Here is a 21,836-nt window from a genome sequence, read left to right as displayed (position 1 = left end):
GCAGCCGGTCTTTCTGTTTACTGCTCCGAGGTGTCCTCGGTTTCTTCTTCACCGCGCGCCAGGCGCTCGGTGTTCTTCACGCCGGTGTGGCGCACGTCGGCGCCCTTGACCATGTAGATCACGCGTTCGGACATGTTCTTGGCATGATCGCCGATGCGCTCAAGCGCGCGGGCGATGAAGATCATGTCGATGGCGCGTGAGATCGTGCGCGGATCTTCGATCATGTACGTGATCAGATGACGCAGCGCGCCCTTCCATTCCTTGTCGACTTCCTTGTCGCTGCGCACGACGGCGGCGGCCTGGATGGGGTCGAGGCGGGCAAACGCGTCCAGCGCCTGGTGCAGCATGTTGCGCACGTTGGCGGCCATGTGGCGCAGTTCGATCACCGGAATGTGGCGCAGTTCGCCTTCGTGGACGCGACGGGCGACGGTGGCGACCTTTTCGGCTTCGTCGCCGGAACGTTCCATGTCGGTCAGCATCTTGGACACGGCCATCAGCATGCGCAGATCGATGGCGGTGGGCTGGTGCCGGGCCAGGATGCGGCTGATGCTTTCGTCGATCTCGACTTCGTGGCGGTTGACTTCCTTTTCCCGCTCGCGAACCTTTTCAACCAGCGACATGTCGCCGCTGGCCAGCGCGTCGATCGCTTCCTGGATCATGGCTTCCACCACGCCGCCCATTTGCAAGAACTGCGAACGGACGCTTTCCAGATCGGCGTCGAACTGCTTGTTTGTATGCTCCGTCATCCGGGCTCCCTGCGTGGTTGATCTCATTGCATTGCCCCGAAAGTAGAGAGGTTACGAGATGGGCCTGCACAACCCGCAAGGTTATGACCCAAGTGTGACAGGATTATGAATGCGGGCCTCGCGCCCCGCAAGACGGAGCGGCGGACCCGCATCACAACCGGACTCAGGCGCGGCGGTCCAGGCGGCGGATGCCGTTCTGGGTGGCCAGCAGCGCCACGTCGGCGCCGGACAGCGCGAACAGGCCGCAGGTCACGACGCCCGGCAGGTTGTTGACGATGGCCTCGAACGCGGGCGCGTCAGTGATGGAAAGACCCGACACGTCCAGGATGATGTTGCCGTTGTCGGTGACGAAGCCCTCGCGCAGGCGGGGCTGGCCGCCCAGCGCGGTCAGTGCGCGGGCCACGGATTCTCGCGCCATGGGGATGACTTCGAGCGGCAGCGGGAACTTGCCCATCGTCTGGACCAGCTTGGATTCGTCGGCGATGCAGATGAAGCGCTCGGCTACCGAGGCCACAATCTTCTCGCGCGTGAGCGCGCCGCCGCCGCCCTTGATCATGTGCAGATCGGCGTTGATCTCGTCGGCGCCGTCCACGTAGATGGGCATCGTGGACACGTCGTTCAGATCCAGCACCTTCAGGCCGTGGCCGGCCAGGCGCGCCGCGCTGCGCTCGGAGCTGGCGACCGTTCCGCCGATGCGGCCCTTGAATCGCGCCAGGCCATCGATGAACAGGTCGGCGGTGGAACCGGTGCCCACGCCGATGATGACGTCAGGGCCGGCGACCTGTTCGACGAATTCCAGGGCCGCGTCGGCGGCTTGCTGCTTGAGTTCTTGCTGGGAGAGCATGGCGGTAGAAGTGCGGAAAAGTTGCTTGAGCCGGGAAATTTAGCACGCGGCGATGGCGGGCCAGGCGCGCGACAGGATGGCCTGCGTGTCGACGCCGGGGGCCAATTCGCCAAAGATGCCCGACGCTTCCTGCAGGCGGCTGCCGACGAAGGCCTGCGCCACCGCGCCGGGCGCGTGCTCGATGAGCAAGGCGGCCTGCCACAGGCGCGCCAGGCCGGCGGCGATGCGACGCGCCTGGAATGGCGCCTGCTCACCATCGGCCAGCAGCGCGCGCCAACGCGCCAGCGCCGCGTCAAACTCCCGGTGCTGGCCGGCGGCGCGGGCGAATTCCGCGTCCAGCGCCGGCAGCGCGTCAGGCTCGCGCTGCAGCGCCCGCAGCACGTCCAGCGCCATGACGTTGCCCGAACCTTCCCAGATGGAATTGACGGGCGTTTCCCGGTACAGGCGCGGCATCGGCCCTTCTTCGACGTAGCCGTTGCCCCCCCAGACCTCCATGCACTCGGCCACAGCGGCGACCGCGCGCTTGCAGACCCCCAGCTTGGCGGCCGGCGTGCCGACACGCACCAGCGCGCGCGCGGCCGCGTCGCTGCGTTCGTCAACAGCCCGCGCCAGACGCAGTGCCAGCACCATGGCCGCTTCGCTTTCGAGCGCCAGGTCGGCCAGCACGTTGCGCATCAGCGGCTGTTCGATCAGCGGTTTGCCAAAGGCCTGACGATGCTGCGCATGATGCGCCGATTGCGCCAGCGCCTGGCGCAGCAGCGCCGCGCTGCCCAGCACGCAATCGAGCCGCGTGGTGCCCGCCATTTCCAGCAGCACGGTCAGGCCGCGGCCGGGTTCGCCGACCATCACGCCCCAGGCGTCTTCGAATTCGACTTCCGAACTGGCGTTGCTCCAGTTGCCCAGTTTGTCCTTCAAACGCCGCACGCGCACGGCATTGCGCGGGCCATCCGGTATCCAGCGGGGAACGAAAAAGCAGCTCAGCCCCTCATCGGTCTGCGCCAGCACCAGATGGGCGTCGGCCTGCGGCACCGAAAAGAACCATTTGTGTCCGACCAGCTGATAGGCGCTGCCGCGCCCCGGCGCGCCCAGCGGCGAGGCACGGGTGGTAACGGCGCGCAGGTCGGAGCCGCCCTGCTTTTCGGTCATGCCCATGCCGATCAGCGCGCTGCGCTTGGCGGTGAGCGGCGCATCGCTGCCATCGAAATCCCGCGCGTAGAGCGCAGGCAGCCACTGGCCCGCAAAGTCCACGACGCCGGCAGGCTCGCGTTGCAAGAGCGGAACAGCGGCAAAAGTCATGGTGGTGGGACAGAGCGTGCCGGCCTCGACCTGGCCTTGCATCAAGTAGGCGGCGGCGCGCGCCACCTGCGCGCCCGGCGCGGGCTGCATCCACGCGCGGCTATGCAGGCCGCGCGCCATGATGCCGCTCATCAGCACGTTCCAGGCGGGGTGAAAGTCGATGCGGTCCACCCGATGGCCGGCGCGGTCGTAACTGACCAGGCGTGGCGGACAGCGGTTGGCCTCGGCGCCCGCGGCCAGCGTCTGCGCGCGGCCCAGCCAGGCGCCATGCGCGGCGAGGTCGCCCGCCCACGCTTCGGCGCCCTCGCGGCGCACGGCCTCGCGCAGCGCCGGATCGGTGTCGTACAGGGAATAGTCTTCCAGGGGCGGCACCTGGTTGAACACGGTATGCGTCGCGAACGATGACATGGAGTCTCCCTGGTTCGAACGGCCGCGGCGGCGCGGGTTGCCCGCAGCCGCTACCCGGCCATGGGCGCGGTCAAGGGCCAGGGCCGCAGCGCTTCGACCTGCGCCGCCAGTTCCAGCAGCTGCGCCTCGGCGCCCAGCGGTCCCATCACCTGGATGCCGATGGGCAGCCCGTCCGCGGACATGCCAAACGGAATCGAGATGGCGGGCATGCCGGTCAGGTTCGCCAACGGCGCGAAGGGCGAATAGCCGATGACGCCCTTCTTGCCCAGACGGTAGGCCAGATAATCGGCGTTGTCCATGGCGTAGCGGCCGATGGGCGCGGGCGGCAACGCCAGCACCGGACTCAGGAACAGGTCATAGCCCTGGGCGCCATCCCGATGCAGGAAACGCCCGATGCGGCGGGTGATCTCGTGGCAGGTGTCGACGCAGGCCACATACTGCGCACCGGAGATCGCGCGGGCATATTCACGCGCGCCGAGCGTGGTGGGCTGCAGTTCGTCAGCGGCCAGGCGCCTGCCGCGCGCGGCCACGAAGCTGTCGATGGCGTTGGCGGCCGCGCTGGCGATCAGCGGCAGCATCGGCGACAGGACTTCCTCGGAGCCGACGGGCGGCGCCTCCTGCACCAATTCATGCCCCAGCGAGGCAAAGAACCGGGCCGCCTCGTCCAGCGTCGCGGCAACATCCGGATGAATGGCCTCGCCTTCGTAGGTGGTGTTGATAAAGGCAATGCGCCGGCGCGGCGCCGCGCTCGGATCGGCGGCAACCCGGGCCACCACCCCGCGATAGGACGCCGCGGGCGGGACGGGCGCGGCATAGGGCGCACCCACGTCGGCGCCCGCGCTGATGTCCAGCGCCGCCGCGCAGTCGCGCACGGACAGGGTCATCATGTGTTCGGTGGCCAGGCCGCCCCAGCCTTCACCTTTAAGCGGACCGAGCGGCATGAGGCCGCGCGAGGGCTTCAGGCCCAGCACGCCGCAGCACGACGCGGGGATGCGGATCGATCCGCCGCCATCGCTGCCATGCGCGATGCGCACCATGCCGCTGGCGAGCGCCGCGCCGGCGCCGCCGCTGGAGCCGCCCGCGCTGTGGCCCTTTTTCCAGGGATTCTGCGTGGCGGGGCCATAGACGGGCGACTCCGTCGTGGGGCTCAGGCCCAGCTCGGCGCTGGTGGTGCGGCCGAACGGAATCAGCCCGGCGCGCCGGTAACGTTTGACGATGTCGGCATCGAGGTTCCACGTGACCTGGCCATACAGCACGGACCCCATTGCGCTGGGCAGGCCGATGGCCGCCGTGGCGAGGTCCTTGAGCAGCGTCGGCACGCCGAGGAACGGCCGGTCGCGCAGCAGCGCGAGGCGCTGCTCGGACGTCAGCGACGCCAGTTCTTCGTCCAGGGACTGGGCCAGCCGCAGCCCGGCTTCGGCCTGCACGCCGCAGGCGGCATTGATGGACGGATTGCGCGCTGCGACGCGCTCGACCGCCTGCTGCATGGCAGTCAGCGCGGTGGTGGCGCCTTGGGCGATGTCGGCGCCCAGCGCCGTCGCGTCGAGAGAAGAGGAATCATGGCGTTCGGCGATGCTCATGCTGACGATGCTCCAGGTATCGACGGCGAAGTGCCGCATGCATGAGGATATCGGCAGTCAAGGCGGCCAACAAGCGCGCGCGGCGACGGGCGCGCCCCAGCTTGCCTGTTCAGACGGCGCCGGCCGACGGCGCGCGGGGTTCCTCGGCGTCGTCGTCCTCGGGATCGGCTGCGTCCGCCGACGCCCCGCCCAGCAGGCGCAGCGCATCGGCTTCCGGCAGCGCTTCAACGCCCTTCAGGTTGCGCAGCATGGCGCGGGTGCGCACCTCGGTCTGGCCGATCTTGTTGCTGGCGGTGTCCAGCGTCTTCTTGACGCTGGCCAGCGATTCGCCGAACTTGCCGAATTCGGTCTTGACGGCCCGCAGCACCTGCCACACCTCGGAGGAACGCTGTTCGATCGCCAGCGTGCGAAATCCCATCTGCAGGCTGTTCAGCAGCGCGGCCAGATTGCTCGGGCCCGCCACGTTGACGCGCAGGTCGTGCAGCTTGTCCAGCAGGCCGGGGCGGCGCAGCACCTCGGCATACAGGCTTTCCGTGGGCAGGAACATGATGGCGAAGTCGGTCGTGTGGGGCGGCGCGATGTACTTGCCGGCAATCAGCCGCGCCTGGACCTCGACCGCGCGGCCCAGTGCGGCCCCGGCCACCTTGACGCCCTCGGCGTCGGCCGCTTCCTGCGCGTCCATCAGGCGCTCGTATTCTTCCTTGGGGAACTTGGCGTCGATCGGCAGCCAGACCGGATCGCCGCCGTCGCCACGCCCCGGCAGCCGGATGGCAAATTCCACGGCCGCGTCGCTGCCCGGCACCGGCTTGACGTTGCTGGCGTACTGATCGGGCGTCATGTTGTCTTCGATCAGGCGCGCCAGTTGCACTTCGCCCCACGTGCCGCGGGACTTCACGTTGGTCAGCACGCGCTTCAGGTCGCCCACCCCGGCGGCCAGCGCCTGCATTTCACCCAGCCCCTTGTGCACGGCTTCCAGGCGGTCGGACACCAGCTTGAAGGACTCGCCCAGCCGCTGCTCCAGCGTGGCATGCAGCTTCTCGTCCACGGTGCGGCGCATTTCGTCGAGCTTGGCGCTGTTGTCCGACTGCAGCGATTGCAGGCGCTGATCCACCGTGGCGCGCACTTCCATCAGGCGCCGTTCGTTGATCTGGATGAGGCCCTGCAATTGTTCCGAGAAGCCGGCGGCAAAGCGCGACAGCGATTCGGCGGATTCGGCCCGGGCGGCCTGCGCATCGCGCGACAGGCCGGCACGCAGATCCCCGTGCGACTGCGCCAGTTCCTGCCGCAGCGCGCGTGTGGATTCGGAAAACTCGCTGCGCAGGCCGCGCTGGCCTTCGGCGATGTCGGCGCGCAGCGCGCGCTCGGTGCGCTCCAGTCCTTCCAGGAGGGCGTCCAGTCGGGGATCGGTGGCGGACGGGCGCAGCCAGGCCAGCACGGCGGCCACGAAGGCCAGCACGGCGCCGCCGGCGGCGACCCAAAGCAGAATATCGTTCAAGAAAGGCGTCTCCAAAGCGCGAATTGTAGGTCCCATTCCGCCCCCCTTTCCAGCCTGCTCCGCCAGCGTGAAGGCGCGGCGGGAGCAAGAGGATTAAACTGGCGGCCATCTGCATGGATACCCTCGCTTCTTTGAACTCCGCCGACCGCTCCGCCTGCACGCCTGCCGTCTCATTCCAGTCCGTGTTCGGACCGCTGAACCTGGATTCGGCAACGCCGCTTGCCACGGGCGGAGACCGGCACATTTTCCAGCACCCGCACTCGCCCGCCCTGCTCGTCAAGGTCATGGACATGCGCGCGCGGGCGATCTACCTGGAAGCACGGCCGTTCAAGCGCTGGTACAAGCAATATCAGCGCGAAAGCGCCTACCGCGTGTACTTGAACGAGATCTCGGAATACGTCACCACCACGACGCGCCCGTCCGGCGTGTGGCAGGTGCCCATGGCGCGCATCGTCGGGGTGGCGCAGACCTCGCTGGGCCTGGGGCTGGTGGTCGAAAAGATCACCGACGAAGCCGGCAACATGGCGCCGACCGTGACCGATCTGGCCATGAAAGGCCTGCTCGACGATGCGCTGAAAGCGCAGCTCGATGCGTTCTTCGATGACCTGGCCGATGCGCACGTCGTGGTGCACGACATGTCGACCAGCAACATCGCCGTGGGCCTGAACGCCGACGGAAAGAAGGGGCTGTACCTGATCGACGGCTTCGGCGTGCTGCCGCTGATCCCGTTGTATGCATGGAGCAAGCGCCTGAACCGCCGCCGCCTGCAGCGCAAGTACGCCGAACTGCGCGAATCGCTGGCCCGGCGCATGCGCGAAGCCGGCGTCTAGCCGCCGGCCGGCGCCTCGGGCAGCACGATGCCCTGCCGGTCCACCCACACGTAATCCTGTCCCGCGCGCTGCCCGCGCCGCAGCGGGTTACGCGTGCAGAACGCGGCGTAGGCCGGGTCCACGAACCGGTAGCTCAGGTGTTCGTCGCGCCCCGCCGGAATGCCCAGCCGCGTGGTGCAGATGAGATACGGCGGCGACTCGCCCACGTCTTCCACGTACAAGGCGTCGGGATCGAAACGGCGGGCGTCCCATTCAGGCACTTTTAATCCCAGCGACCGGCACAGCAGTGTCTGGCCGGCGCAAAGCGCGCCCAGCGCCCGGGGCCGGCCTTGCGCATCGGGGTTCAGTTCGCGCATCCGTTCAAGCGACTCGGGGCCGGACAGCGCATCGGTCCACGGATAAGCCGATTTGATCAGCACCGCATTGCCCGGGCCGCCCGCGCTGAAGTTCAGCGAATCGCCCCCGCGGGCGTAGTACATGTAGATGGTGCCGCCGTCCATGAACAGGGCGCGGCGCTTGTGGGTGTACCCCAGCGAGGCATGGCTGCCCCGCTCTTCCAGGTAGTAGGCCTCGGTTTCGATGATGCGGGCCGACAGCCACAGGCCGCCGACCCGGTGGCGGATCACCTTGCCGGGCAACTCGCGCGCCAGCTGAGCCGCGTCGCGGTCAAAGAAGGCGTCCGGCAAGGCCTGTCCGGCCCCGCCGCGGGCCTCAGGCGAAACGTTCGCCGTAGCGCTTTTCACTGAAACCAACACTCACCTCGCCATCCGGCGTGACGGTGACCGGACGGCGCACCAGGGCCGGGTACTCGGCGATCAGCTTGGTCCACTGGGCGTCGGTATGGGCGGTCTTGCGGTCCTCGGGCAGGTTGCGCCACGTCATGGAGGCGCGGTTGACCAGCTTTTCCCAACCGCCGACCTGCTCGGACCAGGATTTGAGCGTCGCGGCCGGCACCGGCTCGTCGCGGTAATCGACGAAGGCGTGGTCAACGCCATGCTCGGTCAGCCAGTCACGCGCCTTTACGCAGGTGCTGCACTTGGTCAGGCCATACAGGGTGGTTTGCGTCATTTGGATTCGGACTCCTTGCGCCATTGCATGCGGTTGGCGAGGATCACGCACGTGCCCACCGCCAGGATGAACAGGGTGGCCAGCGCGTTGATCTCGGGCTTGAGGCCCAGCCGCACCCGGGAGAAGACCTCCATGGGCAGCGTGCTGGAGCCGGGGCCGGACAGGAACGACGCGATGACGACGTCGTCCAGCGACAGCGTGAAGGACAGCAGCCAGGCCGACGCCAGCGCGGGCGCAATCAGCGGCAGCGTGATCTTGAAGAACACGGTGATCGGCGTGGCGCCCAGGTCCAGCGCGGCTTCTTCCAGCGAGCGGTCCAGGTCGCGGATGCGGGTCTGGATGACGACGGCCACGAACGCCATGCACAGCGTCACGTGCCCCACCCAGATCGTGAACATGCCGTTCTGCTCGGGCCAGCCCAGCGCACCGCGCACCTCGACGAACATCAGCAGCAGCGAGATGCCCAGCACCACTTCGGGAATCACCAGCGGCGCGCTCAGCATGCCGACGTACAGCGCAAAGCCGCGGAACCGGCCCATGCGCCCCAGGACGTAACCCGCCCAGGTGCCGATGACGACGGCCGCGGTGGCCGTCAGCACGGCAATGCGGAAGGACAGCCAGGCGGCGCGCAACAGCGCGTCGTCATTGACCAGCGAGTGATACCAGCGGAACGAAAACCCGGTCCACGACGTGACCGAGGGCGACTCGTTGAACGAAAACACCATCAGGCTGAGGATGGGCACGTACAGAAAGAAGTAGCCCAGCCCCAGCACCACGGCGCGCAGCGTCTTGTTCGGACCGTTCATTTGCGGTCTCCGCCCTGCTGCTTGACCTGGCTGTACTGGAAGTACACCAACGGCACGAGCAGCAGCAACACCATCACGCACGTCACGGCCGACGCCATCGGCCAGTCGGCGTTGTTGAAGAATTCATTCCACATCACGCGGCCTATCATCAGCGTGTTCGCGCCGCCCAGCATTTCGGGGATCACGTATTCACCGACTGCCGGAATGAACACGAGCATCGCGCCCGCGATCACGCCCTGGCGCGACATCGGCACCGTGATCTGCCAGAACGCCTGCCACGGCCGGGCGCCCAGGTCATAGGCGGCTTCGAGCAGGCGCAGGTCCATCTTCACCAGCGTCGCGTACAGCGGCAGGATGAAGAACGGCAGGTAGGCATAGACCATGCCGATGTACACGGCCAGGTCGGTGCGGTAGATCTCGAGCGGACTGGAGATCAGGCCCAGGCCCTGCAGCAGGTTGTTCAGCAGGCCGTCGTTACGCAGGATGCCCACCCAGGCATACACGCGCAAAAGCAGCGACGTCCAGAACGGCAGGATCACCGCCAGCAGCAGCAGGTTGCGCACGCGCGCCGACGACCGGGCGATGTAGTACGCAATGGGGTAACCCATCAGCACGCAGACGAGCGTGGTGATGCCGGCGATCTTCACCGAGCTGAGGTACGTGCGGAAATACTGGTTTTCCGTGAACAGCAGGATGTAGCCGCGCAGGTGCAGGCTGAACTGGATCGCCTCGTCCTGAAACTGCGCCAGCGACGTGTACGGCGGAATGCCGAACTTCATTTCGGCAAAACTGATCTTCAGCACCAGGAGGAACGGCAGCAGCAGAAACAGCACCAGCCAGGCGAACGGCGGCACCACCGCCAGGGCCCTGCCCGACGGGAGCCACTCGCGGGGCGAAAAGCGGATCATGACGCAAGCACCGTCGCGCTGTCGGCGTCCCAGCTCACGAAGATTTCTTCGTCGATGCCCGGCGCGTCCATCTGGGCCAACAGGCGGCTGGGCACGCTGGCCTCGACCGTCTTGCCGGAGTCCAGGCGGATCTGATAGAGGGCGTAGCTGCCCATCCAGGCCATGTGGCTGACCATGCCGTGGGCCCAGTTGTATTCGCCGTCCGGTTGTTCACGCGAGACCAGCAGGCGCTCGGGCCGGATGGAGACGTGCACTTCCATGCCCAGGGGTTCGCTGACCCCGTGGTTCACGAAGAGCGGACGGGTCAGTTCGTCGCATTCAATGGCCACATGATCGGGCTCGTCGACGACGATGGTGCCGGTGAACATGTTGGTCGACCCGATGAAGCTGGCGACAAAGCGCGAGTTCGGGAAGGCATACACGTCCTGCGGCGTGCCGCACTGGACGATCTGGCCTTCGGTCATGACGGCCAGGCGGTGCGCCATGGTCATGGCTTCTTCCTGGTCGTGGGTGACCATGATGCAGGTCACGCCGACCTGTTCCAGGATCTTCACGAGTTCGATCTGCGTCTTCTGGCGGATCTGCTTGTCCAGCGCCGACATGGGTTCGTCAAGCAAAAGCAGCTTGGGACGCTTGACCAGGCTGCGCGCCAGCGCCACGCGCTGCTGCTGCCCGCCCGAAAGCTGGTTGGGCTTGCGGCGCGAATAGCCCGCCATCTGCACCAGGTCCAGGGCCTCGAACACGCGGTCATGGATTTCCGCGCGGTCCACGCCTTCCTGCTTCAGGCCGAAGGCCACGTTGGCCTCGACCGTCATGTGCGGGAACAGCGCGTACGACTGGAACATCATGTTCACGGGCCGGCGGTACGGCGGCACGCTGGTGATGTCCTCGCCGTCCAGCAGGATCTGGCCCGAAGTCACTTCCTCGAAGCCCGCCAGCATGCGCAGCAAGGTGGACTTGCCGCTGCCCGAGCTGCCCAGCAGCGCGAAGATTTCGTTTCGCTTGACGGACAGGTTGACCGAACGCACGGCCACCACATCGCCAAAGATCTTTACCACATCGGAGACCCGGACGAACTCGTCCGGGTCCGCCTGCTGCGCCGAGTAACGGCTATCGTTCATGATGACTAATTTCCCAACTTCAGCTCGGACCACAACTTGTTCTGCAGCCGTGAAATGTTCAAGGGCAACGCCTTGATCACGTACAGGGTCTTGGAGACCTCGGCGGGCGGGTAGATCATGGGATTTTCAGCCACATCCTTGTTCACGAACTGCCGCGCTTCCTTGTTGGCGTTCGGGTAGAACATGGTGTTGGTGATGGCTGCGTGGACCTTCGGCGTTTCGATGTAGTTGATGAACGCGTGGGCCTCTTCGGGATGCGGCGCATCCTTGGGGATGACCATCAGGTCGAACCACGCCGGCGCGCCGCCCTTCGGGATGAAGTAGTTCACTTCATAAGGCTTCTTGGCGTCCTGCGCGCGCTTGCGGGCAATCATGACGTCGCCGGAGAAACCGTAGACCATGCACAGGTCGCCCACGGCCAGTTCGTCGATGTAGCCCGACGAGCTGAACTGGCGGATGTACGGACGGATCTTCTTCAGCACTTCCATCGCGGCCTGGTAGTCGGCGCTGTTGGTGCTGTTGGGGTCCTTGCCCAGGTACTTGAGCACGGCCGGGAACACCTGCGCGGCTTCGTCCAGCATGGAAATGCCGCATTCCTTCAGCTTGGCGGCGTTCTCGGGCTTGAAGATCATGTCCCAGCTGGCCAGGTCCACGTCGTCGCCCATGATCTGCTTGACCTTGGTGACGTTGTAGCCCAGGCCATTGGTGCCGTAGCCCCACGGGATGGCGTGTTCGTTGCCGGGATCGACCGTGGCGACCAGCGCCATGACTTCGGGATCCAGGTACTTCCAGTTGGGGATCTTGGATTTGTCCAGCTTCTGGAACAGGCCGGCTTCGATCTGGCGCGAGGCGTAATGGGTGGACGGGACAACGACGTCGTAACCCGACTTGCCGGCCAGCAGCTTGGCCTGCAATGCGTCGTTGCTGTCGTAGACGTCATAGCGGACCTTGATGCCGGTTTCCTTTTCAAAACCCGGGATCGTGTCCGGGGCCGTGTATTCGGCCCAGTTGTAGACGTTGACGACCTTGTTCTGCGCCATCGCAGCCGACGTGGCCGCCGCGACCAGCACCGCGCCGAGCGCCCAGCGCATTCCCGCCTTCAGTTCCATTATGTCCAGCCCCCTTGCTCTATGCCGTTTATGACAGGAGTACCAAAAGGCGAAATGATAAAGCCATTTTGCGATGACCTGCCCAACTTTGGGGGGTAATTGGCGCAATTGCTGCCTTGGCGGGCCGCGGCGGGCGGGCCAGCGGTCAGGGCTGGATTCCGATGCCCCAGGCCGTCCAGTAACTGTCGCGCAGGCGCATCCAGAACCGGTCGCCGGCCTCGCCGGCCACCTTGCGCAGCGACCGGCGCAGGCGGTCGAGATTGGCCTGGCGCTGCCGCTCCGACAGCCCGCCCTGCGTGCCGCGGTCAAAGTCGATGAGCCAGACCCGGCCATCGTTGCCGATAAGGATGTTGAACGCGTTCAGATCGGCATGCCAGACGCCCGCCCGGTGCATGCGCACGATGGCATCGGCCACCGGCTGCCACAGGGGCTCGGAAAGCGCCTGCGCCAGGGGCCGCACGCCGGGAATGCGCTCGACCACGATGGCGGCGCGGTAGATGGGGCCCTGGCGCCAGTAGGCGGCCGCCAGCGGCGCCGGCACCGGCAGCCCTTGCGCGCGCAGGGCGGCCAGCAGCCGGTATTCGCGAAAGCTGCGCGTGCGCGACTCGCCGTTCCACAGATACGCGTCGCGGCTGATGCGGGCGATCATGCCGCCGCGGCGGTAGCGCCGCAGCACACCCTGCCAGCCCTGCCCCTCCACGAACCACGCGGCCTGGCGTCCGCCGGCGTCCACCGGCCGCGCCCGGTCGCCATAGTGACCGGGGTTGAAGACTTCGGGGCCTGCGTCGGCGAGGCGCCGGGCATCGCTGAGCATGGCGCCGGCCAGCGGGCCATCCCAGGTGGTGCGCCGCGCGCCGGATTGATCGTCAGCCTTCACGGTTGCGCATCCAGTCGGCCACGCCGTAGAACGATTCGAGCAGACGCTCGACCAGGACGGGCTCGATGCCCTCGTCTTCCATTGCGCGGCCGATACAGGTCACCCATTGGTCGCGCTCGACCTCGCCGATGGAGAACGGCAGATGACGCGCCCGCAGGCGGGGATGGCCGAAGCGTTCGATGTAGTGGTCCGGACCGCCGAAATAGCCGCAGAGGAACCAGAAGAGCTTGTCGCGCGCCTCGTCCAGGCTGGGGCCGTGGGCGGCGCGCAGTTCCTTGAGGTCGGACTCCATGTCCATCAGGTCATAGAAGCGGTCGACGAGGGCGCGCACGCCGGCTTCGCCGCCAAGAAGGTCAAACATGGTGCGGGAGTTTTCCACGGGTTCTGTAATGGTGTGGACGCGGGACGTCATCAGGTTTCTCGAAGGGTGACGAGCGGCGGCGTACGCAGGACGCCGCGCAGGGCAAGCGCGCCGCCCGCCCAGGCGCCCAGCATGCCGGTGCCGATGCCGGCCAGCCACGGCCAGAGGCTGAGGGTAATGGTGAAGTCGAACACCTGGGTTGATAAAGCCCAAGCGATCGCGGTCGCGCCGGCCGCCGCAAGAAGGCCTGCCAACCCGCCCACGGCCCACAGCTCGATGCGCTGCGAACGGGCAAGCTGACGGCGCGTGGCGCCCAGCGCGCGCAGCACCGCCGCCTCGCGCATGCGCTCGTCGCGCGTGGCGGTCAGCGCCGCGGACAGCACCAGCACGCCGGCGGCAAGCGTAAACAGGAACAGCAGCTGCACGGCGCGGCCCACTTCATTCAGCACGGACTGCAACTGCTGCAGGATGGCGCCCACGTCGAACACCGTCAGGTTCGGAAATTCCCGCACCAGGGCGGGCAACACCGCCGCCTTTTCGGGCGGCAGGTAGAAGGACGTGATCCAGCTCTGGGGCATGTCGGCCAGTGCGGCGGGGGTCAGGATGGCGAAAAAATTGACGCGCATCGTATCCCAATCCACCCGGCGGATGCTCGACACCGCCACCTCGACCTGCTGGCCGGCCACGTCGAACGTCATCTTGTCGCCCAGCCCGATGCGCAGCGACTGCGCCAGCCCGGCCTCCAGCGAGACCTCCGCGGAACCCGGCGTCAGCCAGCGGCCCTGCTCGATACGATTGGACGACGGCATCTCGTCGCCATAGGACAGGTTGAATTCGCGGTCCACCAGGCGCTTGGCGCGCGGCTCTTCATAATCGTCCGGTCCCACCGGCTTGCCATTGACGGCAATCAGCCGCCCGCGGACCATCGGCGACAGCGTGATGCGGCCCAGGCCTTCGCGCGTCAGCGCGTCGGTCACGGCCTGGCGCTGGTCCGGCTGCACGTTGATCAGGAAGCGGTTGGGCGCGTCCGGCGGCATGGTGCGTTGCCAGCCCTGGATAAGATCGGTGCGCGTCATCGTCAACAGCAGCAGCGCCATCAAGCCGACCGCCAGTGCGCAGACCTGGGTGATCGTGGCGGCCCGGCGGCGCACCACGCCCGCCAGCGCAAAGCGCAACGCGGGCAGGCCGGCAGCCAGCCGGCGCACGCGCGCCAGGCCCAGGATGCACAGCCAGGCGACCAGCGCGAACACGCCAAAGGCGCCCAGAAAGCCCCCGGCCACCACGCCGCCCAGCTTGGCATCGCCCGCGAACCACCAGATCAGCAGCGCAAAACCCGCCGCGCCCAGCACGTAGCCGAACGCGCTGCGCGCGCTGATCGTGTCCGCATCACGCCGCAGGACGCGGGCGGGCGGCACGTGGCGCAACTGCGCCAGCGCGGGCAGTGCGAACCCCAGAAGCAGCAGCAATCCGGTCAGAAGGCCTTGCAACGCCGGAATGGCAGACGGGGCCGGCAAGGTCGTGTCGATCAGCGAGCCCAGCAGCATGACGAGCACCTGATGCACACCAAACCCCAGCAGGCAGCCGGCGGCGGACGAGAACAGCCCAACCAGTGTGAATTCCAGCGTCAGCATGCGCGCGACCTGCGACTGCACGGCGCCCAGGCAGCGCATGACCGCGATGCCATCACGATGCCGCGTCATGTAACGCCCCGCCGCCAGCGCCACGGCCACGGCCGAGATCAGCACGGCCAGCAGCGCGACCAGCGACAGAAAACGCTGCGCGCGGTCCAGCGTGCGGCGCACTTCCGGGCGGCCCGATTCCAGGGTGGCAATCTTCTGGCCGCGCTTCAGATTCTGGTTCAGCCAGGCGGAATATCCAGCCACGGCGTCGGGCTGGCCGGCGACCAGCATGGCATAGCCGATGCGGCTGCCCGGCGCGATGAGGCCCGTGGCCGGCAGGTCGCTGGCGCGCAGCAGCACGCGCGGGGCGACGTTGACGAACTGCATGCCCTTGTCCGGCTCATAGGTGATGACGCGGTCGATGCGCATGTGGGCGTCGCCCACGTTCAGCGTATCGCCCACCTTCAGGTTCAAGAGCGCCAGCAACTGCGCGTCTACCCACACCGCGCCTTCGGGCGGGATGTCGCGCGTGGGCGCATCGGGCGCGAACGGCGCCTCCGCCACCCGCAAGGCCCCGCGCAGCGGATAGCCGGGCTCCACCGCTTTCAACGCCGCGAGCTGCGCGCCGTCCCCGGCGCCCACCATGGAGGGAAACTGCCACGTGCCGGAAACGGTCAGGCCGCGCTCGCGCGCCTGATCCTTGAAGGCGGCGGGTACGGGTTCGTCGGCATCCAGCACCAGATCGGCGCCCAGCATCTGGCCGGCGTCGCGTTCCAGCGCGCGGCCGACGCGGTCGGCCAGAAAGCCCACGCTGGTGACGGCGGCCACCGCCACGACCAGCGCCAGGACCAGCAAACGGAGCTCGCCGGCGCGCGCATCGCGCATCATCATCCGGGCGCCCAGGCGCAAGGTTGACCAGAAACCAGGGCGCCTGGCCTGTGACATATCAGGGAAATCCATCATTCGTCCATGTTAACTAAGCGCCTGTAGGGCGTCCGAATCCCGATATCATCCCGGGGCGGGAGGCAAAGCCGCCCATAAAGATAACCAATTCCGGAGAAGACAATGCGTAAAACCTGGCTTGCGGCCACGATTCTGGCCGCCTGCGCGGCCGCCACCTCGCTGCCCGCGGCAGCGCAGACCACCCTGAAGATGGCCTACGCCCTGTCGACGTCGTCGCACTACGGCGCCGGCGCCGACGCGATGGCCAAATCCATCGAAGGCTCGACCAACGGCAAGTTCAAGGTCCAGCAGTTTGCCAACAGCGCGCTGGGCGGCGAACGTGAAGTGATCGAAGGCCTGCAGATCGGCACCATCGATCTCGCGATCGTTTCGACCGGTGCAACCCTGAATTTTGTTCCCGAGACCGGCGTTTTCGACATCCCGTTCCTGCTGCGCGACCTGCCGCACGCCCGCGCGGTGCTGGACAGCAAGATCGGCCAGGACATGCTGGCCAAGTTCCCCAGCCGCGGCATCGTGGCGCTGGCGTGGGGCGAACAGGGCTTTCGCCACCTGACCAACAACGTGCGCCCGGTCAAGACCCCGGCGGACGCCAAGGGCCTGAAGATCCGCACCACCGAAAACCCGATCCACATCACGGCCTTCCGCCAGATCGGCATCCTGCCCACGCCGATGGCCTGGCCCGAAGTGGCCACCGCGCTGCAGCAGGGCACCATCGACGGCCAGGAAAATCCGCTGTCCGTGATCACGTCGGCCAAGCTGTCGCAGATGCAGAAGTATCTGTCGCTGACCGGGCACGTGTACGGCCCGGCCCTGGTGCTGATGTCCGCCAACGTCTATGAAGGCCTGTCGGCCGCCGACAAGGCCAACTTCGACAAGGCCGGCAAGGAATCGGCCCAGGCCATGCGCGCCTATGTCGACAACATTGAAAAGACGGGCGTCGAGCAGCTCAAGAAGGAAGGCATGCAGGTGTCCGAAGTGGACCGCGCCGCCTTTGCCGCCGCCGTGGAACCCGCCTACCCCGAGTACTACAAGAAGTTCGACAAGAAGCTGATCGACTCGATCCGCGACACCAAGTAAGCCGGCACGGCCCCCATCGCGGGGCCGTTTGCCTGGCGGCGGGACCGGCCTGCGCCGCGCGCCCGCCCCACTTTTCCGCGTCCATCGCCAACGGAATTCACCATGCGTTTGCTCTGCGCCTTCGACCGCGGCCTGTTCAAGCTGGTCTCGGCCCTCGCCCAACTTTTGCTGGTGGCCGCCGCGGCCGCCGCGTTCTACCAGGTCATCGCCCGGTTCGTGCTGCACTCGCCCGCCGACTGGAGCGAAGTCCTTACCCGCGCCCTCCTGATCTGGACCGTGCTGCTGGGCGTGGCCCTGGCCTTCCGCCACGGCGCCATGATCAGCGTCGAGCTGCTGCGCAATCTGCTGGGCGGCACGCGCCGCCGCGTGCTCGAGGCCATCATCGGCCTGATCTGCGCGGGCTTTCTCGGCTTTCTGGCCTGGATCGGCGGCAACATGACCTATCGCGTGCGTTTCCAGAACGTGCCGAGCCTGGACATCTCGATTTCCTGGATTTATCTGGCCATCCCCGTGGGCGCCACGCTGGCGGCCATCGCCGTGCTGGCCCGCTGGTGCGCCGGCGAAGAAGACGACGTGCCCGTGCGCAACGACGCGCAAGGCTGAGCCGCCCCCCTATCGAACCTGAGCAGCAAAAATCGCCATGTCCCAATTAATGATTGTCTCGATGCTGATTTTCTTCGGGCTGTCCGTGCCGGTCGCCGTGTCGATCGGGCTGGCCAGCCTGGCGGGGGTCGGCGCCTCGGGCCTGCCCTGGCTGGTCGTCGCGCAGCAGTTGTTTGCCGCGCTGGACAAGTACCCGCTCGTGGCCATCCCCTTCTTCATCCTGGCCGGCAACCTGATGGAAGCCGGCGGCATCTCCGAACGCATGGTGGAATTCGCCAAGAGCGTGGTCGGCGGCATCCAGGGCGGCCTGGCCTGCACCTGCGTGCTGACCTGCATGATCTTCGCGGCGGTTGCCGGCTCCAGCGTGGCCACGACCTTCGCGGTGGGCGCCATCCTGATTCCCGCCATGATCCGGCACGGCTATCCGGCCCCCTTTGCGGCGTCATTGCAGGCCAGCGCGGCGGAACTCGGGGTCATCATCCCGCCGTCCATCCCGATGATCCTGTTTGCCGTGTCCACCGACACCTCCACGGGCGAACTCTTCATCGCCGGCGTCATGCCCGGCATCCTGATCGGCATCGCGCTGATGTTCTACGTCTGGCTGTACGCCAAGCGCAACAACCTGGGCAAGCGCGACGGCGAAGGCCGGCTGCCGCTGTGGCCCGCGTTCAAGCGTGCCTGGCTGGCGCTGCTGATGCCCGTCATCATCCTGGGCGGCATCTACGGCGGCGTCTTCACGCCGACCGAAGCGTCGGTCGTGGCCGTGATGTACGCCGTCTTCGTGGGCAAGTTCATCTACCGCCGCCTTACGTTCCGTCAGTTGTCGGACACGCTGCACAAATCGGTCGTGTCGACCGCAGTCATCATGTTCGTGATCGCCAACGCGGGCATCTTCAGCTTCCTGCTCAACCGCGCCGGCATTCCGGACGCGCTGGGCACGTGGCTCGCCCAGATCTTCGACACCAAGTTCGGCTTCCTGATGGGCGTGAACGCCGCGCTGTTCGTGATCGGCATGTTCATCGAGACCTCGGCGTCGATCGTCGTGCTGGCCCCCTTGCTGCTGCCGGTGGCGCTGCAGTTCGGTGTCGACCCGGTGCACTTCGGCATCATCATGGTGGTCAACCTGGCGCTGGGCATGATCACGCCGCCGTTCGGGGTGAACCTGTTTGCCGCGTGCGCGGTGGCCAAGCTGCCGCTCGAGCGCCTGATTAAACCCCTGGTGCCCTTCGTCGGCGTGGTGATCCTGTGCCTGATGGTCATCACGTACTGGCCCGGGCTGTCGCTGGGGCTGCGCGACCTGGTGTACGCGAAGTGATGTGCATCGCCGCCGCGCGGGCAATCGTCCGTGCGGCGGGTAGCGCCCGGCCCGCCTGACCGGCGTGCAGGGATCGCAGAATGAGAAAAGCGCCCGGTTGGGGCGCTTTTTCGTTCTGGGGGCCTAGATTTCGCGTTCTTCCGTCTTGAGGTTGTTGTCGCGGGCGAAATCCACCACGAACTTGTAGGCCAGCGGCTCCAGGTCGCGCAGGCGCAGGTCGACAACGATCCCGCGCACGCCATCGATCACGACGGGCAGCACATAAGGCGAATAAGTGAGGTGGTTACCAGCACAGCCGGCGGGCCGGAACTGTGCCATTACGCCGGCGAGCCGTTCCGCCCAATCGCTGGGGCGGAAGCGGCTACCGCTTTCGGTAACGCCATGAATTACGAATTGTCTGACGCGAGTTGCCATGTGTTCTTCACTGCGGGACGCCTTTCACGAAAGCCGGATCTTCGGCGTGATCAAACATGCGTGCCGCGCCGCGAATTGTATATGATTGATCCTTTGCCCTCTTTCGAACCGCGATTCGCCCCTGATTCGCCCTAGCAAGCGGGCATGCTGTCGATGCCATTCCCCCAGGAGGATCCGCGATGAGCTCGCCTCTGGCCAATATCTATGCCCGGCTGCCGGTATCGTTCACGCACGGCCAGGGTGTCTGGCTGTGGGACGCAGGCGGCCGCAAGTACCTGGATGCCCTGGCCGGCATCGGCGTTTCGTGCCTGGGCCATGCCCATCCGAAGCTGGTCGCCGCCATCGCCGAGCAGGCGGCCCGCGTCATCCATACCTCCAACATCTACGACATCCCGCAGCAGACCGAGCTTGCCGCCCGGCTGACGGCGCTGTCCGGCATGCAGGAAGTCGCGTTCAACAACAGCGGCTCCGAGGCCAACGAAGCGGCCATCAAGCTCGCCCGCTACTACGCCTATCAGCGCGGCAACAAGCACGCCCACATCATCACCATGGATTCGTCCTGGCATGGCCGCACGCTGGCCACGCTGGCGGCTACCGGCAGCGACAAGGCGCGCAAAGGCTTCGAGCCCCTGCCCAGCGGCTTCATCCAGGTGCCGTACAACAACCTGGACGCGGTGCGTGCCGCCGGCGACGCCGAGCCGCGCACCATCGCCGTGCTGCTGGAAGTCCTGCAGGGCGAAGGCGGCATCCGCCCGTCCGACATCGCCTACCTGCAGGCGCTGCGCCAACTGTGCACCGAGCGCGGCTGGCTGCTGATGATCGACGAAGTGCAGTCCGGCATCGGCCGCACCGGCAAATGGTTCGCGCACCAATGGGCCGACATCCGCCCCGACGTCATGACGCTGGCCAAGGGCCTGGCGGGCGGTGTGCCCATCGGCGCGATGCTGGCCGCGGGCCCGGCCGCAGGTGTGTTTACGCCGGGCAGCCATGGCACCACGTTCGGCGGCGGGCCGCTCGTGTGCGCGGCAGGCCTTGCAGTGCTCGATGCGCTGGAATCCGAAAACCTGCTTGAAAACGCCCATGACGTGGGCGAATACCTGAAAGACCGCCTGGCCAGCGCGCTGGCCGGCACGCCCGGCGTGACCGACATCCGCGGCCGCGGCCTCATGCTGGGCATCGAGCTGGCCCGCCCCTGCGGCGTCCTTGCGCTGCGCGCCCTGGAAGCAGGCCTGCTCATCAACGTCACGCGCGACCGCGTCATCCGCATGCTGCCGCCGCTGATCCTGACGCGCCAGGAGGCCGACCAGATCGTCGCCCTGCTGGTGCCGCTCATTCAACAGTTCCTGGCCGAAAAACCATAATCAACGTCCCTGCCGGGCCACGAGCCTGGCGGGGCACAATGACCTGCGACATCAACATGACTCCTCCCACGACTCAAAACGGCCCGCTGCGGCACTTTCTGCAGTTCAAGGACTTCTCGTCCGCCGAGATCGCCTACGTGCTGGACCGCGCGCGCCTGATCAAGGAAAAGTTCAAACGCTATGAGCCCCACATGCCGCTGCACGACCGCACGCTGGCAATGGTGTTCGAAAAGGCCAGCACGCGCACCCGCGTGTCATTCGAGGCCGGCATGTACCAGATGGGCGGCTCGGTCATCAACCTGACGTCCAACGACTCGCAGCTCGGCCGCTCCGAGCCCATCGAGGACACCGCGCGCGTGATCTCGCGCATGGTCGACATCGTCATGATCCGCACGTTCGAGCAGACCCGCATCGAGCGCTTCGCGTCGCATTCGCGCGTGCCCGTGATCAACGGCCTGACCAATGAATTCCACCCCTGCCAGATCCTGGCGGACATCTTCACCTACATCGAGCACCGCGGCCCCATCGCCGGCAAGACGGTCGCCTGGGTGGGCGATGCCAACAACATGGCCTACACGTGGCTGCACGCGGCCGAAATGCTGGGCTTCACGCTGCATGTGTCCACGCCGGCCGGCTACGAACTCGAAGCCTCGCGCATCGGCACGCCGTCCGACAAGGTGCTGCGCCAGTTCAAGGACCCCATGGAAGCCTGCAAGGGCGCGCACCTGGTCACCACCGACGTGTGGACCAGCATGGGCTACGAGGCCGAAAACGAAGAGCGCCGCGCCGCGTTCGCCGACTGGTGCGTGGACGCCGAGATGATGGCGGCGGCCGACCCGCAGGCCGTCTTCATGCACTGCCTGCCCGCCCACCGCGGCGAGGAAGTCACCGGCGAAGTCATCGACGGACCGCAGAGCGTGGTCTGGGACGAAGCCGAAAACCGCCTGCACGTGCAGAAGGCGCTGATGGAATTCCTGCTGCTGGGTCAGGTCGACTAAACCTGTCCTGCATACATGAGAAGGGCCCGGGCATCCT

The 21,836-nt window shown here is 66.8% G+C and carries 21 protein-coding genes; 6 read left to right on the top strand and 15 right to left on the bottom strand.

Translation table 11 applies throughout. The annotated features are described in order from the left end of the window. Positions 1 to 17 precede the first annotated feature (17 nt). From phoU to rmuC, 5 genes are all read right to left on the bottom strand, one after another. Positions 18 to 746, bottom strand: coding sequence for a phosphate signaling complex protein PhoU (gene phoU / locus AB3147_RS08555; RefSeq protein WP_175138741.1), 729 nt, complete (start codon positions 744 to 746; stop codon positions 18 to 20). A gap of 163 nt (positions 747 to 909) precedes the next feature. Beyond that, the gene (rpiA, locus tag AB3147_RS08550; protein ID WP_175138742.1) at positions 910 to 1,590 is read right to left on the bottom strand and encodes a ribose-5-phosphate isomerase RpiA; all 681 of its coding nucleotides are present in this window, start codon (positions 1,588 to 1,590) and stop codon (positions 910 to 912) included. Positions 1,591 to 1,629: 39 nt separating this feature from the next. Continuing rightward, entirely contained in the window at positions 1,630 to 3,294 is a 1,665-nt protein-coding gene (locus AB3147_RS08545) for an isovaleryl-CoA dehydrogenase (RefSeq protein ID WP_367351715.1), read from the bottom strand. A gap of 50 nt (positions 3,295 to 3,344) precedes the next feature. Then, positions 3,345 to 4,913, bottom strand: a complete 1,569-nt coding sequence (locus AB3147_RS08540) for an amidase (RefSeq protein WP_239212066.1) — start codon at positions 4,911 to 4,913, stop codon at positions 3,345 to 3,347. Between the two features lie 70 nt (positions 4,914 to 4,983). Then, on the bottom strand, positions 4,984 to 6,369 hold the full coding sequence (gene rmuC / locus AB3147_RS08535; RefSeq protein ID WP_175125740.1) for a DNA recombination protein RmuC: 1,386 nt from the start codon (positions 6,367 to 6,369) through the stop codon (positions 4,984 to 4,986). 113 nt (positions 6,370 to 6,482) lie between these two features. Between rmuC and AB3147_RS08530 the strand changes: the two genes are divergently transcribed. Then, positions 6,483 to 7,199 (top strand): PhoP regulatory network YrbL family protein, encoded by a 717-nt coding sequence (locus AB3147_RS08530; protein WP_218345065.1) that lies wholly within the window; start codon positions 6,483 to 6,485, stop codon positions 7,197 to 7,199. On the opposite strand, the gene AB3147_RS08525 is transcribed toward AB3147_RS08530, so the two are convergent. From AB3147_RS08525 to AB3147_RS08485, 9 genes are all read right to left on the bottom strand, one after another. After that, a complete protein-coding gene (locus AB3147_RS08525; protein WP_291383750.1) occupies positions 7,196 to 7,885 on the bottom strand; it encodes a DNA-3-methyladenine glycosylase in 690 nt (229 codons plus the stop codon). The genes AB3147_RS08530 and AB3147_RS08525 overlap by 4 nt on opposite strands. A 25-nt stretch (positions 7,886 to 7,910) precedes the next feature. Further along, positions 7,911 to 8,267 carry an arsenate reductase gene (locus AB3147_RS08520; RefSeq protein ID WP_175125744.1) on the bottom strand — a complete coding sequence of 119 codons (357 nt, stop codon included), beginning with the start codon at positions 8,265 to 8,267 and terminating at the stop codon, positions 7,911 to 7,913. Further along, positions 8,264 to 9,073 carry an ABC transporter permease subunit gene (locus AB3147_RS08515; RefSeq protein ID WP_056567137.1) on the bottom strand — a complete coding sequence of 270 codons (810 nt, stop codon included), beginning with the start codon at positions 9,071 to 9,073 and terminating at the stop codon, positions 8,264 to 8,266. Before AB3147_RS08515 ends, AB3147_RS08520 begins: the two co-directional genes overlap by 4 nt. Continuing rightward, on the bottom strand, positions 9,070 to 9,981 hold the full coding sequence (locus AB3147_RS08510; protein ID WP_175125746.1) for an ABC transporter permease subunit: 912 nt from the start codon (positions 9,979 to 9,981) through the stop codon (positions 9,070 to 9,072). The genes AB3147_RS08515 and AB3147_RS08510 overlap by 4 nt, the downstream gene beginning before the upstream one ends. Then, a complete protein-coding gene (locus tag AB3147_RS08505) occupies positions 9,978 to 11,102 on the bottom strand; it encodes an ABC transporter ATP-binding protein (RefSeq protein WP_175125748.1) in 1,125 nt (374 codons plus the stop codon). The genes AB3147_RS08510 and AB3147_RS08505 overlap by 4 nt, the downstream gene beginning before the upstream one ends. A 5-nt stretch (positions 11,103 to 11,107) precedes the next feature. Continuing rightward, entirely contained in the window at positions 11,108 to 12,211 is a 1,104-nt protein-coding gene (locus tag AB3147_RS08500) for a polyamine ABC transporter substrate-binding protein (RefSeq protein WP_175184402.1), read from the bottom strand. Between the two features lie 145 nt (positions 12,212 to 12,356). Beyond that, complete coding sequence (locus AB3147_RS08495) at positions 12,357 to 13,088, bottom strand: 3-deoxy-D-manno-octulosonic acid kinase (RefSeq protein ID WP_175138746.1); 732 nt, start codon at positions 13,086 to 13,088, stop codon at positions 12,357 to 12,359. Next, entirely contained in the window at positions 13,078 to 13,500 is a 423-nt protein-coding gene (locus tag AB3147_RS08490) for a group II truncated hemoglobin (RefSeq protein ID WP_367351714.1), read from the bottom strand. The genes AB3147_RS08495 and AB3147_RS08490 overlap by 11 nt, the downstream gene beginning before the upstream one ends. After that, entirely contained in the window at positions 13,500 to 16,031 is a 2,532-nt protein-coding gene (locus AB3147_RS08485) for an ABC transporter permease (protein WP_343736986.1), read from the bottom strand. The genes AB3147_RS08490 and AB3147_RS08485 overlap by 1 nt, the downstream gene beginning before the upstream one ends. Before the next feature lie 102 nt (positions 16,032 to 16,133). On the opposite strand from AB3147_RS08485, the gene AB3147_RS08480 reads away from it, so the two are divergent. The 3 genes from AB3147_RS08480 (at position 16,134) to AB3147_RS08470 (ending at position 19,026) form a co-directional block, all read left to right on the top strand. After that, positions 16,134 to 17,108, top strand: coding sequence for a TRAP transporter substrate-binding protein (locus tag AB3147_RS08480; protein WP_239212086.1), 975 nt, complete (start codon positions 16,134 to 16,136; stop codon positions 17,106 to 17,108). 102 nt (positions 17,109 to 17,210) lie between these two features. Continuing rightward, on the top strand, positions 17,211 to 17,711 hold the full coding sequence (locus AB3147_RS08475; protein WP_056567167.1) for a TRAP transporter small permease: 501 nt from the start codon (positions 17,211 to 17,213) through the stop codon (positions 17,709 to 17,711). A 37-nt stretch (positions 17,712 to 17,748) separates the two neighbouring features. Continuing rightward, positions 17,749 to 19,026, top strand: a complete 1,278-nt coding sequence (locus tag AB3147_RS08470; protein ID WP_175125758.1) for a TRAP transporter large permease — start codon at positions 17,749 to 17,751, stop codon at positions 19,024 to 19,026. Positions 19,027 to 19,149: 123 nt separating this feature from the next. Here AB3147_RS08470 and AB3147_RS08465 read toward each other — a convergent pair whose 3' ends face one another. After that, the gene (locus tag AB3147_RS08465) at positions 19,150 to 19,440 is read right to left on the bottom strand and encodes a DUF3579 domain-containing protein (protein WP_013392635.1); all 291 of its coding nucleotides are present in this window, start codon (positions 19,438 to 19,440) and stop codon (positions 19,150 to 19,152) included. Between the two features lie 179 nt (positions 19,441 to 19,619). On the opposite strand from AB3147_RS08465, the gene AB3147_RS08460 reads away from it, so the two are divergent. Both AB3147_RS08460 and argF read left to right on the top strand, forming a co-directional pair. Continuing rightward, positions 19,620 to 20,801, top strand: a complete 1,182-nt coding sequence (locus tag AB3147_RS08460; protein ID WP_367351713.1) for an aspartate aminotransferase family protein — start codon at positions 19,620 to 19,622, stop codon at positions 20,799 to 20,801. 56 nt (positions 20,802 to 20,857) lie between these two features. Next, positions 20,858 to 21,799 carry an ornithine carbamoyltransferase gene (argF, locus tag AB3147_RS08455; RefSeq protein ID WP_175138749.1) on the top strand — a complete coding sequence of 314 codons (942 nt, stop codon included), beginning with the start codon at positions 20,858 to 20,860 and terminating at the stop codon, positions 21,797 to 21,799. Positions 21,800 to 21,836: the final 37 nt, after the last annotated feature.

This window comes from Achromobacter animicus, from assembly GCF_040775605.1.
In the GTDB taxonomy this organism is placed as follows: domain Bacteria; phylum Pseudomonadota; class Gammaproteobacteria; order Burkholderiales; family Burkholderiaceae_B; genus Achromobacter; species Achromobacter animicus.
This window is presented reverse-complemented; position numbering and strand designations above follow the sequence as displayed.